The organism is Pseudomonas sp. GM48 (assembly GCF_000282335.1).
In the GTDB taxonomy this organism is placed as follows: Bacteria; Pseudomonadota; Gammaproteobacteria; order Pseudomonadales; family Pseudomonadaceae; genus Aquipseudomonas.
Map to the genome: position 1 here is coordinate 1 of NZ_AKJM01000020.1, position 14270 is coordinate 14270.

Annotated in this window: 13 protein-coding genes and 1 tRNA gene; 5 read left to right on the forward strand and 9 right to left on the reverse strand. The window is 59.9% G+C overall.

The window, feature by feature from the left end; all coding sequences use genetic code 11:
• The 5 genes from ybgF to nadA form a co-directional block, all read left to right on the forward strand.
• Nucleotides 1–428, forward strand: a 428-nt coding sequence (gene ybgF, locus PMI28_RS25735; RefSeq protein WP_007982283.1) for a tol-pal system protein YbgF, incomplete at its 5' end; no start/stop codon positions are given.
• A gap of 166 nt (nucleotides 429–594) precedes the next feature.
• Complete coding sequence (queE, locus tag PMI28_RS25730) at nucleotides 595–1242, forward strand: 7-carboxy-7-deazaguanine synthase QueE (RefSeq protein ID WP_007982285.1); 648 nt, start codon at nucleotides 595–597, stop codon at nucleotides 1240–1242.
• Between the two features lies 1 nt (nucleotide 1243).
• Nucleotides 1244–1936 carry a 7-cyano-7-deazaguanine synthase QueC gene (queC, locus tag PMI28_RS25725; protein ID WP_007982287.1) on the forward strand — a complete coding sequence of 231 codons (693 nt, stop codon included), beginning with the start codon at nucleotides 1244–1246 and terminating at the stop codon, nucleotides 1934–1936.
• A gap of 63 nt (nucleotides 1937–1999) precedes the next feature.
• Nucleotides 2000–2075, forward strand: a tRNA-Lys gene (locus PMI28_RS25720).
• 272 nt (nucleotides 2076–2347) lie between these two features.
• A complete protein-coding gene (gene nadA, locus PMI28_RS25715) occupies nucleotides 2348–3406 on the forward strand; it encodes a quinolinate synthase NadA (RefSeq protein ID WP_007982288.1) in 1059 nt (352 codons plus the stop codon).
• 135 nt (nucleotides 3407–3541) lie between these two features.
• Here nadA and PMI28_RS25710 read toward each other — a convergent pair whose 3' ends face one another.
• The 9 genes from PMI28_RS25710 to arcC form a co-directional block, all read right to left on the reverse strand.
• Entirely contained in the window at nucleotides 3542–4030 is a 489-nt protein-coding gene (locus PMI28_RS25710) for an RDD family protein (RefSeq protein WP_007982290.1), read from the reverse strand.
• A gap of 95 nt (nucleotides 4031–4125) precedes the next feature.
• Nucleotides 4126–4338, reverse strand: coding sequence for a cold-shock protein (locus PMI28_RS25705; protein WP_007977299.1), 213 nt, complete (start codon nucleotides 4336–4338; stop codon nucleotides 4126–4128).
• Nucleotides 4339–4740: 402 nt separating this feature from the next.
• Nucleotides 4741–5865, reverse strand: coding sequence for a glycine cleavage system aminomethyltransferase GcvT (gene gcvT, locus PMI28_RS25700; protein WP_007982293.1), 1125 nt, complete (start codon nucleotides 5863–5865; stop codon nucleotides 4741–4743).
• Between the two features lie 36 nt (nucleotides 5866–5901).
• Entirely contained in the window at nucleotides 5902–7278 is a 1377-nt protein-coding gene (locus tag PMI28_RS25695) for an L-serine ammonia-lyase (RefSeq protein ID WP_007982295.1), read from the reverse strand.
• A gap of 206 nt (nucleotides 7279–7484) precedes the next feature.
• Complete coding sequence (gene gcvP / locus PMI28_RS25690; RefSeq protein WP_007982297.1) at nucleotides 7485–10337, reverse strand: aminomethyl-transferring glycine dehydrogenase; 2853 nt, start codon at nucleotides 10335–10337, stop codon at nucleotides 7485–7487.
• Between the two features lie 11 nt (nucleotides 10338–10348).
• Nucleotides 10349–10732, reverse strand: coding sequence for a glycine cleavage system protein GcvH (gene gcvH, locus PMI28_RS25685; protein WP_007982298.1), 384 nt, complete (start codon nucleotides 10730–10732; stop codon nucleotides 10349–10351).
• A 426-nt stretch (nucleotides 10733–11158) separates the two neighbouring features.
• Nucleotides 11159–12667, reverse strand: a complete 1509-nt coding sequence (locus PMI28_RS25680) for a sigma-54-dependent transcriptional regulator (protein ID WP_007982300.1) — start codon at nucleotides 12665–12667, stop codon at nucleotides 11159–11161.
• Between the two features lie 226 nt (nucleotides 12668–12893).
• Entirely contained in the window at nucleotides 12894–13256 is a 363-nt protein-coding gene (locus tag PMI28_RS25675; protein WP_007982302.1) for a DUF5064 family protein, read from the reverse strand.
• A gap of 12 nt (nucleotides 13257–13268) precedes the next feature.
• Nucleotides 13269–14198, reverse strand: coding sequence for a carbamate kinase (gene arcC / locus PMI28_RS25670; RefSeq protein ID WP_007982303.1), 930 nt, complete (start codon nucleotides 14196–14198; stop codon nucleotides 13269–13271).
• Nucleotides 14199–14270 lie beyond the last annotated feature (72 nt).

Sequence of the window (14270 nt, forward strand, 5' to 3'; positions counted from 1 at the left end):
CAGCAGGCGCAGCCGCCGCTCAAGCGCCTGCCGCGGGTAGCGAGCCGGCAGATCCGGCGAAGGAAAAGCTCTATTACGATGCTGCCTTCGACCTGATCAAGGCCAAGGACTTCGACAAGGCCAGCCAGGCTTTCTCGGCTTTCCTGCGCAAGTACCCGAACAGCCAGTACGCGGGCAACGCCCAATACTGGCTGGGCGAAGTGAACCTGGCCAAAGGCGATCTGCAAGGTGCAGGTCAGGCGTTTGCCAAGGTTTCGCAGCTGTATCCGAAGCACGCCAAGGTGCCTGATTCGCTCTACAAGCTCGCTGATGTAGAGCGTCGTCTCGGTCATACCGACCGGGTCAAAGGCATTCTGCAGCAGGTCGTGTCCCAGTATCCGGGCACTTCCGCTGCTCAGCTGGCGCAGCGTGATCTGCAGAAAATGTAAGACGGCTTGAGCCGTTTCAAAGAAACCCGCGCTTGCCGCGGGTTTTTTCGTTAGAATTCACCCCCTTTTTCTGAAACACGCTTTTTGGGATCTGCGCATTGCCGGGGTTCCTTGAAGTGCCTGACGGAGGCGGACAGCCTGTTTAGCTGTTACGCCCGTGGCGACTATGCAAGACACATTGAGAATCACCGAAGTTTTCTACTCGTTGCAGGGTGAAACTCGGACTGCCGGCCTGCCCACGGTTTTTGTGCGCCTGACCGGTTGCCCGTTGCGTTGCCAATACTGCGACAGCGCCTACGCGTTCACCGGCGGAACCATTCGCACCCTCGACGACATCCTCGAGCAGGTCGCCGGTTTCCGTCCGCGTTACGTCTGTGTCACGGGCGGCGAGCCCCTGGCGCAACCCAACGCCATTCCCTTGCTCAAGCGCTTGTGTGATGCCGGTTACGAAGTGTCACTGGAAACCAGTGGCTCTATTGATATCTCGGCGGTAGATTCCCGGGTCAGTCGCGTTGTCGACCTAAAAACCCCGGGTTCGAAGGAAGCACACCGCAATCGCTACGAAAACATTGAGCTGCTCACGCCCAACGACCAGGTGAAGTTTGTCATTTGCTCACGGGAGGACTATGACTGGTCCGTGTCCAAACTGATCCAGTACGGTCTGGACCAGCGTGCCGGTGAAGTCCTGTTCTCGCCAAGTCACCATGATCTCAATGCCCGGGACCTGGCGGACTGGATAGTGGCGGACAACCTGCCTGTGCGTTTGCAATTGCAGCTGCATAAATATCTTTGGAATGACGAGCCGGGGCGCTGAAATGACTGAACAACTCAATACTGCTGAAAAACGTGCGGTCATCCTGCTGTCCGGTGGTCTGGATTCGGCGACGGTCGTGGCGATGGCTCGCGCCGAAGGTTACAGCTGCTACACCATGAGCTTTGACTACGGTCAGCGTTCTCACGCCGAACTGCATGCCGCCGAACGAGTCGCCCGGGACCTGGGTGTGGTCGAACACAAGGTGATTGGCCTCAACCTGAACGGCATGGGTGGCTCGGCGCTGACCGACAGCAGCATCGATATTCCGGAAGAGTTGGGTGAAGGCATTCCGGTGACTTACGTGCCTGCGCGCAACACGGTGTTCCTGTCCCTCGCACTGGGCTGGGCTGAAGTGCTCGGCGCACGAGACATCTTCATCGGCGTCAATGCAGTGGATTACTCCGGTTACCCGGACTGCCGTCCCGAGTTCATTGAGTCGTTCGAGCGCATGGCCAATCTGGCCACCAAGGCCGGCGTGGAAGGCAATGGTTTCCGCATCCAGGCACCGCTGCAAAACCTCAGCAAAGCGCAGATCGTCCAGGCGGGCGTGAAGCTTGGCGTGGATTATGGCCTGACCGTTTCCTGTTACCAGGCCGACGATAACGGTCGTGCATGCGGCAAGTGCGACAGCTGCCGACTGCGGGCAGAAGGCTTTGCGGCGGCCGGAATCAGCGATCCAACACCTTATTTTTGATTTTTTTCAAAATAGGTGTTGAATAGTCCTTAAAAATCAGTATTATACGCGCCACCACACAGCGGGTCGTTAGCTCAGTTGGTAGAGCAGTTGGCTTTTAACCAATTGGTCGTAGGTTCGAATCCCACACGACCCACCATTTTTGTAGCAGTTTAGAAAATCCGGAAGGCCCACGAAAGTGAGGATTTCCGGGTTTTTTTTTGCCCGCGATTCAGGTCCGCCTTGCTCCAGACTGCTGTGCATTACGCAGGTCAGAATCACCTTTTGCATCCGTCGGATATTCTGTAGCCTTGCGCAGCTTCAACGCTGTCCGTGCCTGATGAATACTCACTTTCCCGGCGGTACCCTGAAAGGTACGGAGCCGGGTGTATACTCGACTTTCGCGCGAAAGCGCCTGCAGGTCTTGCGAACATGACGCAAATTTCCGAACGCCTTCTGGTTCAAGCCCACCTCGACGCCAAACAGCCCAAGCCGCTGACCGCCGATGAAGAGGCTTATTACCGTGCTGCCATCGCTGCCGAGCTCAAGGCTCAGGACGCGGTGCTGGTGGCCCACTTCTATTGTGATCCTGTCATTCAGGCGCTCGCCGAAGAGACGGGCGGCTGTGTCTCCGATTCGCTGGAGATGGCCCGTTTCGGCAATGCCCATCCGGCCAAGACCGTGGTCGTCGCCGGCGTGAAGTTCATGGGTGAGACCGCCAAGATTCTCAACCCGGAAAAACGCGTGCTGATGCCGACGCTCGAAGCGACCTGTTCGCTCGACCTCGGTTGCCCGGTGGACGAGTTTTCCGCGTTCTGCGACCAACACCCGGAGCGCACGGTGGTGGTGTATGCCAACACTTCCGCTGCGGTAAAAGCCCGAGCGGATTGGGTGGTGACTTCAAGCTGTGCGCTGGAAATCGTCGAAAGCCTGATGGACAACGGCGAGACCATCATCTGGGGCCCGGACAAGCACCTGGGCACCTACATTCAGCGCCAGACTGGTGCCGACATGCTGTTGTGGGACGGTGCCTGCATCGTTCACGAAGAGTTCAAGTCCAAACAGCTTGAAGACATGAAGGCGCTGTACCCGGATGCGGCGATTCTGGTGCACCCGGAGTCGCCGACCTCGGTGATTGAATTGGCCGATGCCGTTGGTTCCACCAGTCAGTTGATCGCGGCGGCACAGAACCTGCCAAACAAAACGCTGATCGTGGCGACAGATCGTGGCATCTTCTACAAGATGCAGCAGCTGTGCCCGGACAAGGTCTTTATCGAAGCCCCGACGGCGGGTAACGGCGCGGCGTGCCGTAGTTGTGCGCATTGCCCGTGGATGGCCATGAACACGCTTGAGCGGACGCTGAAAGCGTTGAAGGAAGGGGCAAACGAGATCTTTGTCGACCCGGCGCTGATTCCGCAGGCGATCCGGCCGCTCAAGCGCATGCTTGACTTTACTCAGGCGGCGAGAATGAAATTGGCCGGGAACGCCTGAGGTTTATCAGGCCGGTCGCAAAAAATGTGGGAGCGGGCTTGCTCGCGAAGGCGTAGTGTCAGGCAACATTGATATCGGCTGACACACCGCTTTCGCGAGCAAGCCCGCTCCCACAGTGTTTTTTGCCGACCCCGATTATTTGGTTTTCTTCGGAATCCGCACAAGCCGGGTGTTGGAATACATGTCGTGCCAACTGCGTTTCTGCTTGTCGAACAACGACCAGAGGAAGCCCAGGCCAACACACAGCAGCGAAGCGATCGATACCACAAAACGCAGCAGCGCCTGCCACAGGCTGATGGATGAGCCGTCGGCGTTCTGTACCCGGATGCACCAGACTTGCATGCCCAGGGTCTGACCAGACCATGTCCAGAACTTGGCAAAAAAGCCGAACAGTACGAACAACAGCACGGTGGAGAGCAGGGGATCACCGTCCAGCGCGCCGGCTTCGGTCAGGGTGCGCATCCTTTCTTCGCCGATGATCGCCATCTGGATCATCTTGTAGATGCCGCTGGTGACGATCAGCAGGGCGGTGCACAGCAGGAAGTCATAGAACATGGCTGCCAGACGACGACCCAGGCCAGCGGCAGGAAAGTCGCCCTGGGGAGTAAGCAGGTGTTTCGACATGGCAGGCTCTCGGCGAAAAAAGAAGCCATTTTACGGATTTACGCGCACAAAAAAGCCCCTGATGTCAGCATCAGGGGCTTTTTCGTAACAGAAGATTAGGCTTCTGCTTGTACTTCGTCAGCCTGCATGCCTTTCTGGCCCTGCACGGCGATGAAAGTCACTTTCTGGCCTTCTTTCAGGCTCTTGAAGCCGTTGCCCTGGATGGCGCGGAAATGCACGAACAGATCCGGACCGCTTTCAGGAGTGATAAAACCAAAACCTTTCTCGTCGTTAAACCACTTGACGGTACCGCTCTGACGTTGGGACATTTCTTATTTCCTTTGACGCAAAAATTAATGACAGTCTCCTTCTCGTGAAAGAGTACTGGGGCTGGTTGCAGGAGAGTAAGAAGACGTCGAACGGGATGTAGCTAACTTGTAGGCTACTGCCCAGGTCACGATTCCAAGCGACCCATGCAAACACAGTGAACAAACTCTACGCCAACTACGGGAGAAAAAACAAGCCCTGTGAAGGCCCCGTATTTCCTCAGGTTGATGGCAAAGTAAGGCCACTCGTGGTGCCTTATACGTTAACGTTGTTCAATTGTTTTCGAACGTTATAAGCAAAGTTCATAATCGAAGCTTAGAGTCAAACAATGCACTACTTTATGGCGGTTGCGTTACACATTAGTGCACTGTTAACGCAACCGCGTTACTTATAGAAACATTCAATCAGCCGCGATAGTAGCGTTGTGGAACAAATGGCATTTTGCTTACAAGCAAAGGCACCCTTTTCCCACGAACAATCGCCCAAACGGGTGTGTCCAGTGCGATGTAAGCGCTGTCGACATAACCCATGGCCAGCGGCCCGCCCAGGGTCGGGCCGAAACCGCCGCTGCAGACGCTACCGATGATGTCGCCGGCTTCGTTGACGATCTCGGCACCTTCGCGCACGGGGGTACGTTCCTGCGGCAGCAGGCCTACGCGTTTACGCTTGACGCCTGCCTGTTGCTGAGCGAATACGGTTTCGGCGCCGGGGAAGCCGCCAGCCCGTGCGCCATCGGTGCGACGTGGCTTGGAGATCGCCCACAGCAGGCTCGCTTCGATCGGGGTGGTGTCGGTGTTCATGTCGTGGCCGTACAGGCACAGACCCGCTTCCAGGCGCAGCGAATCGCGCGCGCCAAGGCCAATGGCCTCGACTTCCTGTTCGGCGAGCAGGGCGCGAGCCAGGGCTTCGGCGCTGTCGGCCGGCACGGAGATTTCGAAGCCGTCTTCACCGGTGTAGCCCGAGCGGCTGACAAAGCAGTCCACGCCCAGCAGTTTCACTCGAGCGAACTGCATGAAGGTCATCTTCGCCACTTCAGGTGCCAGACGTGCCAGCACAGTGACCGCCGCCGGACCTTGCAGGGCGAGCAGGGCGCGCTCTTCGAACAATGGCTCGATGGTGCACTGATTGCCGATGTGCTTTTGCAGGTGTGCCAGGTCCTGATCCTTGCAGGCGGCGTTGACCACCAGGAACAGTTCGTCATTGCCCAGGTTGGCCACCATCAAATCATCGAGGATGCCGCCCGTCGCATTGGTGAACATCGCGTAGCGCTGCATGCCCACCGGCAGGTCGATGATGTCCACCGGCACCAGGGTTTCCAGGGCCTCGGCCGCGTTGGCACCGGTCAGGCGGATCTGGCCCATGTGCGAGACATCGAACAGCCCGGCCTGGTCGCGGGTGTGCTGGTGTTCCTTCATCACGCCCAGCGGGTATTGCACTGGCATGTCGTAGCCGGCGAACGGCACCATGCGCGCGCCGAGTTCGATGTGCAGTGCGTGCAACGGGGTTTTCAACAGTTGTTCGGTGGACATATTCAGCTCCTGAAGAAGGGTGCAGATGAGCGCTCATCAGCACTCGATAATGTTGACCGCCAAACCGCCACGGGCGGTTTCCTTGTATTTGCTTTTCATGTCGGCGCCGGTTTGGCGCATGGTGCGGATAACCTTGTCGAGGGAGACGAAGTGTTGCCCGTCGCCGCGCAGGGCCATGCGCACGGCATTGATGGCCTTGACCGAACCCATGGCGTTGCGCTCGATGCAAGGCACTTGCACCAGCCCGCCAATCGGGTCGCAGGTCAGCCCGAGGTTGTGTTCCATGCCGATTTCCGCGGCGTTTTCCACTTGTTGTACGGTGCCGCCCAGTACTTCGCACAAGGCACCGGCGGCCATCGAGCAGGCGACGCCGACTTCGCCCTGACAACCGACTTCGGCGCCGGAGATCGAGGCGTTTTCCTTGTACAGAATGCCGATGGCCGCCGCAGTGAGCAGAAAACGCACCACGCCGTCATCATTCGCGCCGGGAATAAACCGCATGTAGTAATGCAGCACCGCCGGAATGATCCCGGCCGCACCATTGGTGGGCGCCGTGACCACGCGCCCGCCGTTGGCGTTTTCTTCGTTGACGGCCAGGGCGTACAGGTTGACCCAGTCCAGCACCGACAGCGGATCGCGCAATGACGATTCCGGGTTCTTGCACAATTGCCGATGCAGCGCCGCGGCCCGGCGCTTGACCTTCAGCCCGCCGGGCAGGATGCCTTCATTGCGGCATCCGGCGGCGACGCAGTCCTGCATTACTTGCCAGATTTTCAGCAGGCCGGCGCGGGTTTCCGCTTCCGGACGCCAGGCGCTTTCGTTGGTCAGCATCACCTGGCTGATCGACAGGCCGTATTTGGCGCAATGAGCGAGCAGGTCCTTGGCACTTTTGAAGGGGAAGGTCAGGGGCGTGGCGTCTTCGACGATGCGGTCGGCGCCTGCGGCGTCCTCATCGACCACAAAACCGCCGCCGACCGAGTAGTACTCGCGACTGCGGATCTGCAGGCCCGCCGCGTCGAAGGCGCGAAAAATCATGCCATTGGGGTGATAGGCCAACGGTTTGCGAATCATCGCCAGGTGTTCTTTCTCGTTGAACGCAATGCTGTGTTCGCCGAGCAGGTTCAAGCGACCGTTGCCACGTATTTCCTGCAGGCGCGCAGCGACGGTTTCGGTGTCTACGGTGTCCGGGTGTTCGCCTTCCAGGCCGAGCAGCACAGCCTTGTCACTGCCGTGGCCCTTGCCGGTAGCGCCGAGCGAGCCGTACAGCTCGACTTTGACGCAGGTGGTGGCCGTCAGCAGCCCTTCACGGCGCAGGCCTTCGACGAAACGTGCAGCGGCGCGCATCGGACCGACGGTGTGGGAGCTGGAGGGGCCGATGCCAATCTTGAACAGGTCGAACACGCTTAACGACATGGTGGTTCTCCGGTTTCTTGTTATAGGAACAGGCTGAAACAGGGGGGGGCTTGGCGCAGATCCCTGTGGGAGCGGGCTTGCTCGCGAAGGCGGCGTAACAGGCAGCACATTTGGCGGCTGACACACCGCCTTCGCGAGCAAGCCCGCTCCCACAAGGGGAATGCGGTGTTCTTGAGAGGGGCGAGTAAACCCGCCCCCATATTGGTTTAAGCGTAGCTTTCGATCGACGGGCAGGCGCAGACCAGGTTGCGATCGCCAAACACGTTGTCGACGCGACCGACCGGCGGCCAGTATTTACCTTCGATCAGCGACGCAACCGGGTAAACCGCCTGCTCACGGCTGTACGGGTGCGACCACTCGCCTACCAGTTCCTTGGCGGTGTGCGGAGCGTTTTTCAGCGGGTTGTCGTCCTTGTCCAGGGTGCCGTTTTCCACCGCGCGGATTTCTTCGCGGATGCGGATCATGGCGTCGCAGAAGCGGTCCAGTTCTTCCTTGGATTCGCTTTCGGTCGGCTCGATCATCAGCGTGCCGGCTACCGGGAACGACATGGTAGGCGCGTGGAAACCGAAGTCGATCAGGCGCTTGGCCACGTCATCGACGCTGATGCCGCTGCTGTCTTTCAGCGGACGCAGGTCGAGGATGCATTCGTGCGCCACCAGGCCGTTGCTGCCGGTGTACAGCACTGGATAGTGCTCTTCGAGGCGACGGGAGATGTAGTTGGCATTGAGGATCGCCAGCTGCGAAGCACGCTTGAGACCCGCGCCACCCATCATACGAATGTACATCCAGGTGATTGGCAAGATGCTCGCGCTGCCGAACGGTGCCGCGCAAACGGCGCCTTCCTTGCGCTCCATTTGGCCGTGGCCTGGAAGGAATGGCGCCAGGTGCGATTTCACACCGATCGGGCCGACACCCGGGCCGCCACCGCCGTGGGGGATGCAGAAGGTCTTGTGCAGGTTCAGGTGCGAAACATCGCCGCCGAACTTGCCCGGCGCGCAGAGGCCGACCATGGCGTTCATGTTGGCGCCGTCGATGTACACCTGGCCGCCGTTGTCATGAACGATGCCACAGATTTCGCGGATGCCTTCTTCAAACACGCCGTGGGTCGACGGGTAGGTGATCATCAGCGCGGCGAGGTGTTCGCGGTGCTCGATCGCCTTGGCGCGCAGGTCTTCGATGTCGACGTTGCCACGGGCATCGCATGCGGTCACAACCACACGCATACCGGCCATCTGAGCGGTGGCCGGGTTGGTGCCGTGGGCCGACGACGGGATCAGGCAGATGTCGCGACGGTCTTCGCCACGGCTCTGGTGGTAGGCACGAATCGCCAGCAGACCTGCGTATTCACCCTGGGAACCGGCGTTCGGTTGCAGCGAAACCGAATCGTAGCCGGTCGCAGCGCACAGCATGGCTTCCAGTTCGTCGGTCAATTGCTGATAACCGGCGCTTTGCTCGGCCGGGGCGAACGGGTGCAGGGCACCGAATTCGGCCCAGGTTACCGGGATCATTTCGCTGGCGGCGTTGAGTTTCATGGTGCACGAACCCAGCGGGATCATGGTGCGGTCCAGCGCCAGGTCCTTGTCCGCCAGTTTGCGCAGGTAACGCATCAGCTCGGTTTCCGAGTGATAACGGTTGAACACCGGGTGGCTGAGGATTGGCGACTGACGTACCAGCGCGGCCGGGATGGCGCTCTGCACCGAGGCGGCGAGGGCGGCGAAGTCTGGCAGGGCCTTGCCGTCGGACAGCAGGCTCCACAGGGTTTCAACGTCGGCCTGAGTGGTGGTTTCGTCCAGGGACAGGCCCAGGCGTTCGCCATCGACCACGCGCAGGTTGATGCGCTGGGCGTGTGCCTTGTCGTGCAGGGCAGCGGTTTGAGCGCCGGTCTTCACGGTCAGGGTGTCGAAGAAACTCGTTTGCTCGACGTTCAGACCCAATGCGCCCAAGCCTTTGGCCAGGATTGCGGTCAGGTGATGCACACGATTGGCGATCTGTGTCAGGCCTTTTGGACCGTGGTACACGGCGTACATGCTGGCGATGTTGGCCAGCAGCACTTGCGCGGTGCAGATGTTCGACGTGGCTTTCTCGCGACGGATGTGTTGCTCGCGGGTTTGCATGGCCAAACGCAGGGCCGGGTTGCCGAAACGGTCTACGGAAACACCGACCAGACGGCCCGGCATGTCACGCTTGAACGCATCCTTGGTGGAGAAATACGCCGCGTGCGGACCACCGAAGCCCAGCGGCACGCCGAAGCGCTGTGCGCTACCGATGGCCACGTCGGCACCGAACTCGCCCGGTGCGCTCAGCACGGTCAGGGCCAGCAGGTCGGCAGCCACGGCGACGAGGGCGTTGGCGGCGTGGAAACGTTCGGTCAGCTCGCGGTAGTCGAACACGTCACCGTTGCTCGCCGGGTATTGCAGCAGGGCGCCGAAGAACGGCGTCACGTCGCTCAGTTCACGCTCGTCGCCAACCACCACGTCGATGCCCAGAGGCTCGGCACGGGTGCGCAGTACGTCGAGGGTCTGCGGGTGGCAATGCACGGAGGCGAAGAATTGGTGGCTGCCTTTGTTCTTGCTCAGGCGTTTGCAGAAGGTCATGGCTTCGGCAGCGGCGGTGGCTTCGTCGAGCAGCGAGGCGTTGGCGATCGGCAGGCCGGTGAGGTCGCTGATCAGGGTCTGGAAGTTCAGCAGCGCTTCGAGACGGCCCTGGGAGATTTCTGGCTGGTACGGGGTGTAGGCGGTGTACCAGGCCGGGTTTTCCAGCAGGTTGCGCAAGATCGGCGACGGCGTGTGGGTACCGTAGTAACCCTGGCCGATGTAGGTCTTGAACAGCTGGTTTTTAGTTGCGATGGACTTGATCAAGGCCAGGGCATCGGCTTCGCTCAGGCCGTCTTCCAGGCCGAGAACGCTGGTGCCCTTGATGCTGTCGGGAATCACGCTGGCGCTCAGGGCTTCCAGGGAGTCGAAACCGAGGCTGTTGAGCATGGCTTGCTCGTCGCCGGCACGCGGGCCGATGTGACGGGCGATGAATTCGTTGGCAGTGGTCAGATTCACTTCGGTCATGTCAGTGCTCCTCAGGCTTCGGCTTGGGCTTTGATCAGGCGGTCGTAGGCGTCCTGATCCAGCAGTTGGCCGACAGCGGTGGCGTCGCTTGGTTTGAAACGGAAGAACCAGCCTTCGCCCAGCGGATCTTCGTTGACCAGTTCAGGGCTGCTGTCCAGCGCCGGGTTCACTTCCAGCACTTCGCCGTCCAGCGGCATGTACACGCCGCTTGCAGCCTTTACCGATTCCACGGTGGCGGCTTCGGCGCCTTTGTCGTAGGACTGCAGCTCAGGCAGTTGAACGAACACCACGTCGCCCAGGGCGTTCTGTGCGAAAGCGGTGATGCCAACCGTGACGCTGCCGTCAGCTTCGGTGCGCAGCCATTCGTGATCTTCAGTAAAACGCAACTCGCTCATGGAAACTCCTAAGGGGCCAGACTCGTCTGGTGGACGCGATTGAATGCTTGGGCGATGCCCTGGTTATGGAGATCTACATAGCAAGAACACGGCCAATGTTGTTTTTGTTGTTATTGATCAATGATTTAGGTGGTTTCGACAAAGGCTGGAATTCACTCGCTGTAGCGAAATCGATACGGTATAGGTCGAGGATAAAAGCCGAGGTGGATCAAAGCCTTGCACAGCCGTGACCGGAGAGGGGTGTAGCGATATCGTTCCGCTGTAGCGCTTTCAGTACAGGTGGAGGTCGTTTTTGGCGTGATTTTCCGGGTGACGGAGAACCTGTGGGAGCGGGCTTGCTCGCGAAAGCGTAGTGTCAGGCGACGATGTATTGACTGATGTACCGTCTTCGCGAGCAAGCCCGCTCCCACATTGACCGAGTGTGGTTCAGGCTTTGCTTGGAATGCCGTACTTGCGCAACCGATGGGCAATCGCGGTGTGGGAGGTTTGCAGGCGGGTCGCGAGTTGCCGGGTCGACGGGTAGCTGGTGTAGAGTTTTTCCAGCAGGGTTTTCTCGAACTCGTCCATGGCCTGTTCCAGGCTGTCGACGTCATGGTCGCTCTGGCGCGCCACCGAAGTGCCGGCAATGTCGAGGTCGCCAATGTCCACCAGGCTGCTTTCGCAAATCGCCGCGGCACGGAAGATCACGTTCTGTAATTGCCGCACGTTACCCGGCCAGCGGTTGCCCAGCAGCGCCGGGTAAGTGCCCGGCGCCAGGCGACAGATCGGTCGCTGGATCTGCGCACAGGCCTGCTGCATGAAGTAGCGGGCCAGCAGCAGAATGTCCTGGCCGCGCTCGCGCAACGGCGGCACTTCAACATTCAGGACGTTGAGGCGATAGAACAGGTCTTCGCGGAACAGGCCTTCGCTGACCATTTTTTCCAGGTCGCGGTGGGTCGCGCTGAGGATCCGTACGTTGACCTTGACCTCACGGTCACCGCCGACCCGGCGAAAACTGCCGTCGTTGAGGAAACGCAGCAATTTGGCCTGCAGGTACGGCGACATCTCGCCGATTTCATCGAGAAACACCGTGCCCTGGTTGGCCAGTTCCATCAACCCCGGTTTGCCGCCCCGTTGTGCACCGGTGAAGGCGCCGGGGGCGTAGCCGAACAGTTCGCTTTCGGCGAGGTTCTCCGGTAATGCCGCGCAGTTCAACGCCAGGAACGGTGAACTGTGCCGGGCGCTGATGGCGTGGCAGGCACGGGCCACCAGTTCCTTGCCGGTGCCGGTTTCACCCTGGATCAACAGCGGCGCATCGAGGGCCGCCACCCGCTGGGCGCGCGCCTTGAGGGTGCGGATCACCGGGGACTCGCCGAGCAGAGCATCGAAACCTTCGGCGTGATCATGATGCAGCGCGGAGAGGCGTTCGCCGATGCGGTTCGGTTGATACAGGGTCAGCAGGGCGCCGGCGTCGGTGATCGGTGTGGCGTCGAGCAACAAGGTCTGGCCGTTGACGGTGATTTCCCGCAGCGGCAGGCGAAAGCCGTGTTCGAGCAAGGCGTCGAGCAAGGCCGGGTCGGCAAACAGGTCGGCCACGCTTTCACCGGCCGGTTCACGGCCGTACAGGGCGATCAATGCCGGGTTGGCCAGCAGCACCTTGCCGTCGCTGTCCAGTGCCAGCACCGGGTCGGTCATGGCGGCAAGCAACGCGTCGAGCTGCAAGTGCCGACGCTGACCGGGCAGGATGTCGACCACTGTCACCGCTTGCACGCCACGCACACTGAACAGGGCATCGCGCAGTTCCTCGAGGACTTGCGGGCTCAGGGTCGGGGCGTCGATATAAACATTGGGCGGGACCATTTCCACCGCATCCAGGTTCAGATTGCGCCCGCCGAGCAGGGCCAGGACTTCCTGGGTGATACCGACGCGGTCGATGAAGCTGACGTGGATACGCATGGGGCGGTTTCGGGTTCTGCAGTGCGGAGGGTGGCAAGTATGCCTTGGGGCGGGCTAATGGTGAAATCCTGCGCGGACTTCAATAGAGCGAGGATCCCCCCTGTGGGAGCGGGCTTGCTCGCGAATGCGGTGTATCAGGCACCATCGTTGGCGACTGATACACCGCATTCGCGAGCAAGCCCGCTCCCACAGTAGATTGTGGTTGATCACAGATTGTGTGTTCGGGTTATTCGAAGTGCTCGGGGTTTACCGGGTCGCCGGATTTCATATCCAACTGCTTCCGGATGTCTTCGAACATCAAATCGTAATGCTTGTGAACCGAGCCGATCTGGCTGTGTGTCTTTGGGATTCCATACTTCTCTGCGATTTTCGTCACGTTGTTGGCAAAGTTGTAGGCCTCCTCCTTTGGCAGGAAGAAGATCTCTTTCATCTCCTTTCCCTGCATGCTGCCATGTATGGTGAACTCGATCCCTTTGCCTTTCTTGGGATCCTGCGCGACCTTATAGTCGAGGTGCACGTTGTAGCTGACATCATCCTTGGTCAGCGCGTGACGCTCGATGTGCAAGTGGCCTGGCTCAAACATTGCCATGGACGTTTCTCCTTATAAGTAAGTAATGCCCGGCGCCGCCGTACTGATGCGCGTACCTGCCTTGCCCTGGACGATCGCTTCGATGTCCGCGAGCGAGCCGATCACCGCCACTTTTCCAGTATGGCGTGCGAATTCGCAGGCTGCCTGCACCTTCGGTCCCATGGAGCCCGCGGCGAAACCGAGTTTTTCCATTTCGTCGGGGTGGGCCTGGGCGATGGCTTTCTGCGTGGGTTTGCCAAAGTCGATGAAGGCGGCGTTGACGTCGGTGGCGATCACCAGCAGATCGGCTTCAAGCTGTTCGGCCAGCAGCGCCGAGCACAGGTCTTTGTCGATGACCGCTTCGACGCCCTCGAGTTTGCCGGGCGAGGTATACATGGTTGGAATGCCGCCGCCACCGGCGCAGATCACGATGCTGCTTTTTTCCAGCAGCCATTTGATCGGACGGATTTCGAAGATGCGTTTCGGTTTCGGGCTGGCGACCACCCGACGGTATTTGTCGCCGTCCGGGGCGATGGCCCAGCCTTTCTCGGCGGCGAGTTTTTCCGCATCGGCCTTGCTGTAGACCGGGCCGATGGGTTTGGTCGGGTTTTTGAAGGCCGGGTCATTGGCGTCGACTTCGACCTGGGTGAGCAGGGTCGCGAAGGGCACTTCGAAGTCCAGCAGGTTACCCAGTTCCTGTTCGATGATGTAGCCGATCATGCCTTCGGTTTCGGCACCGAGCACGTCCAGCGGGTAAGGGGTGACGGAGGTGTAGGCGGCCGCTTGCAATGACAGCAGGCCGACCTGAGGGCCATTGCCGTGGGCAATGACCAGTTGGTTGCCGGAGTGGATCTTGGCGATCTGTTCGGTGGCGATCCGGATGTTGGCGCGCTGGTTGTCAGCGGTCATGGGTTCGCCCCGGCGGAGCAGGGCATTACCGCCCAGAGCAACGACGATACGCATGGTGCAGTCCTTCTAAACAAAGAGGTTGCAAGCAACACGGCCTTTCTGTGGAACCCGGACCAGTGTGGGAGC

Coding starts and splice junctions, on each gene's coding strand:
- PMI28_RS25710 (WP_007982290.1), bottom strand. CDS start 4,030: ATGTCGAAACACCTGCTTACTCCCCAGGGCGACTTTCCTGCCGCTGGC.
- gcvT (WP_007982293.1), bottom strand. CDS start 5,865: ATGTCCACCGAACAACTGTTGAAAACCCCGTTGCACGCACTGCACATC.
- PMI28_RS25680 (WP_007982300.1), bottom strand. CDS start 12,667: ATGCGTATCCACGTCAGCTTCATCGACCGCGTCGGTATCACCCAGGAA.
- nadA (WP_007982288.1), top strand. CDS start 2,348: ATGACGCAAATTTCCGAACGCCTTCTGGTTCAAGCCCACCTCGACGCC.
- queE (WP_007982285.1), top strand. CDS start 595: ATGCAAGACACATTGAGAATCACCGAAGTTTTCTACTCGTTGCAGGGT.
- gcvP (WP_007982297.1), bottom strand. CDS start 10,337: ATGACCGAAGTGAATCTGACCACTGCCAACGAATTCATCGCCCGTCAC.
- gcvH (WP_007982298.1), bottom strand. CDS start 10,732: ATGAGCGAGTTGCGTTTTACTGAAGATCACGAATGGCTGCGCACCGAA.
- queC (WP_007982287.1), top strand. CDS start 1,244: ATGACTGAACAACTCAATACTGCTGAAAAACGTGCGGTCATCCTGCTG.
- PMI28_RS25675 (WP_007982302.1), bottom strand. CDS start 13,256: ATGGCAATGTTTGAGCCAGGCCACTTGCACATCGAGCGTCACGCGCTG.
- PMI28_RS25695 (WP_007982295.1), bottom strand. CDS start 7,278: ATGTCGTTAAGCGTGTTCGACCTGTTCAAGATTGGCATCGGCCCCTCC.
- PMI28_RS25705 (WP_007977299.1), bottom strand. CDS start 4,338: ATGTCCCAACGTCAGAGCGGTACCGTCAAGTGGTTTAACGACGAGAAA.
- arcC (WP_007982303.1), bottom strand. CDS start 14,198: ATGCGTATCGTCGTTGCTCTGGGCGGTAATGCCCTGCTCCGCCGGGGC.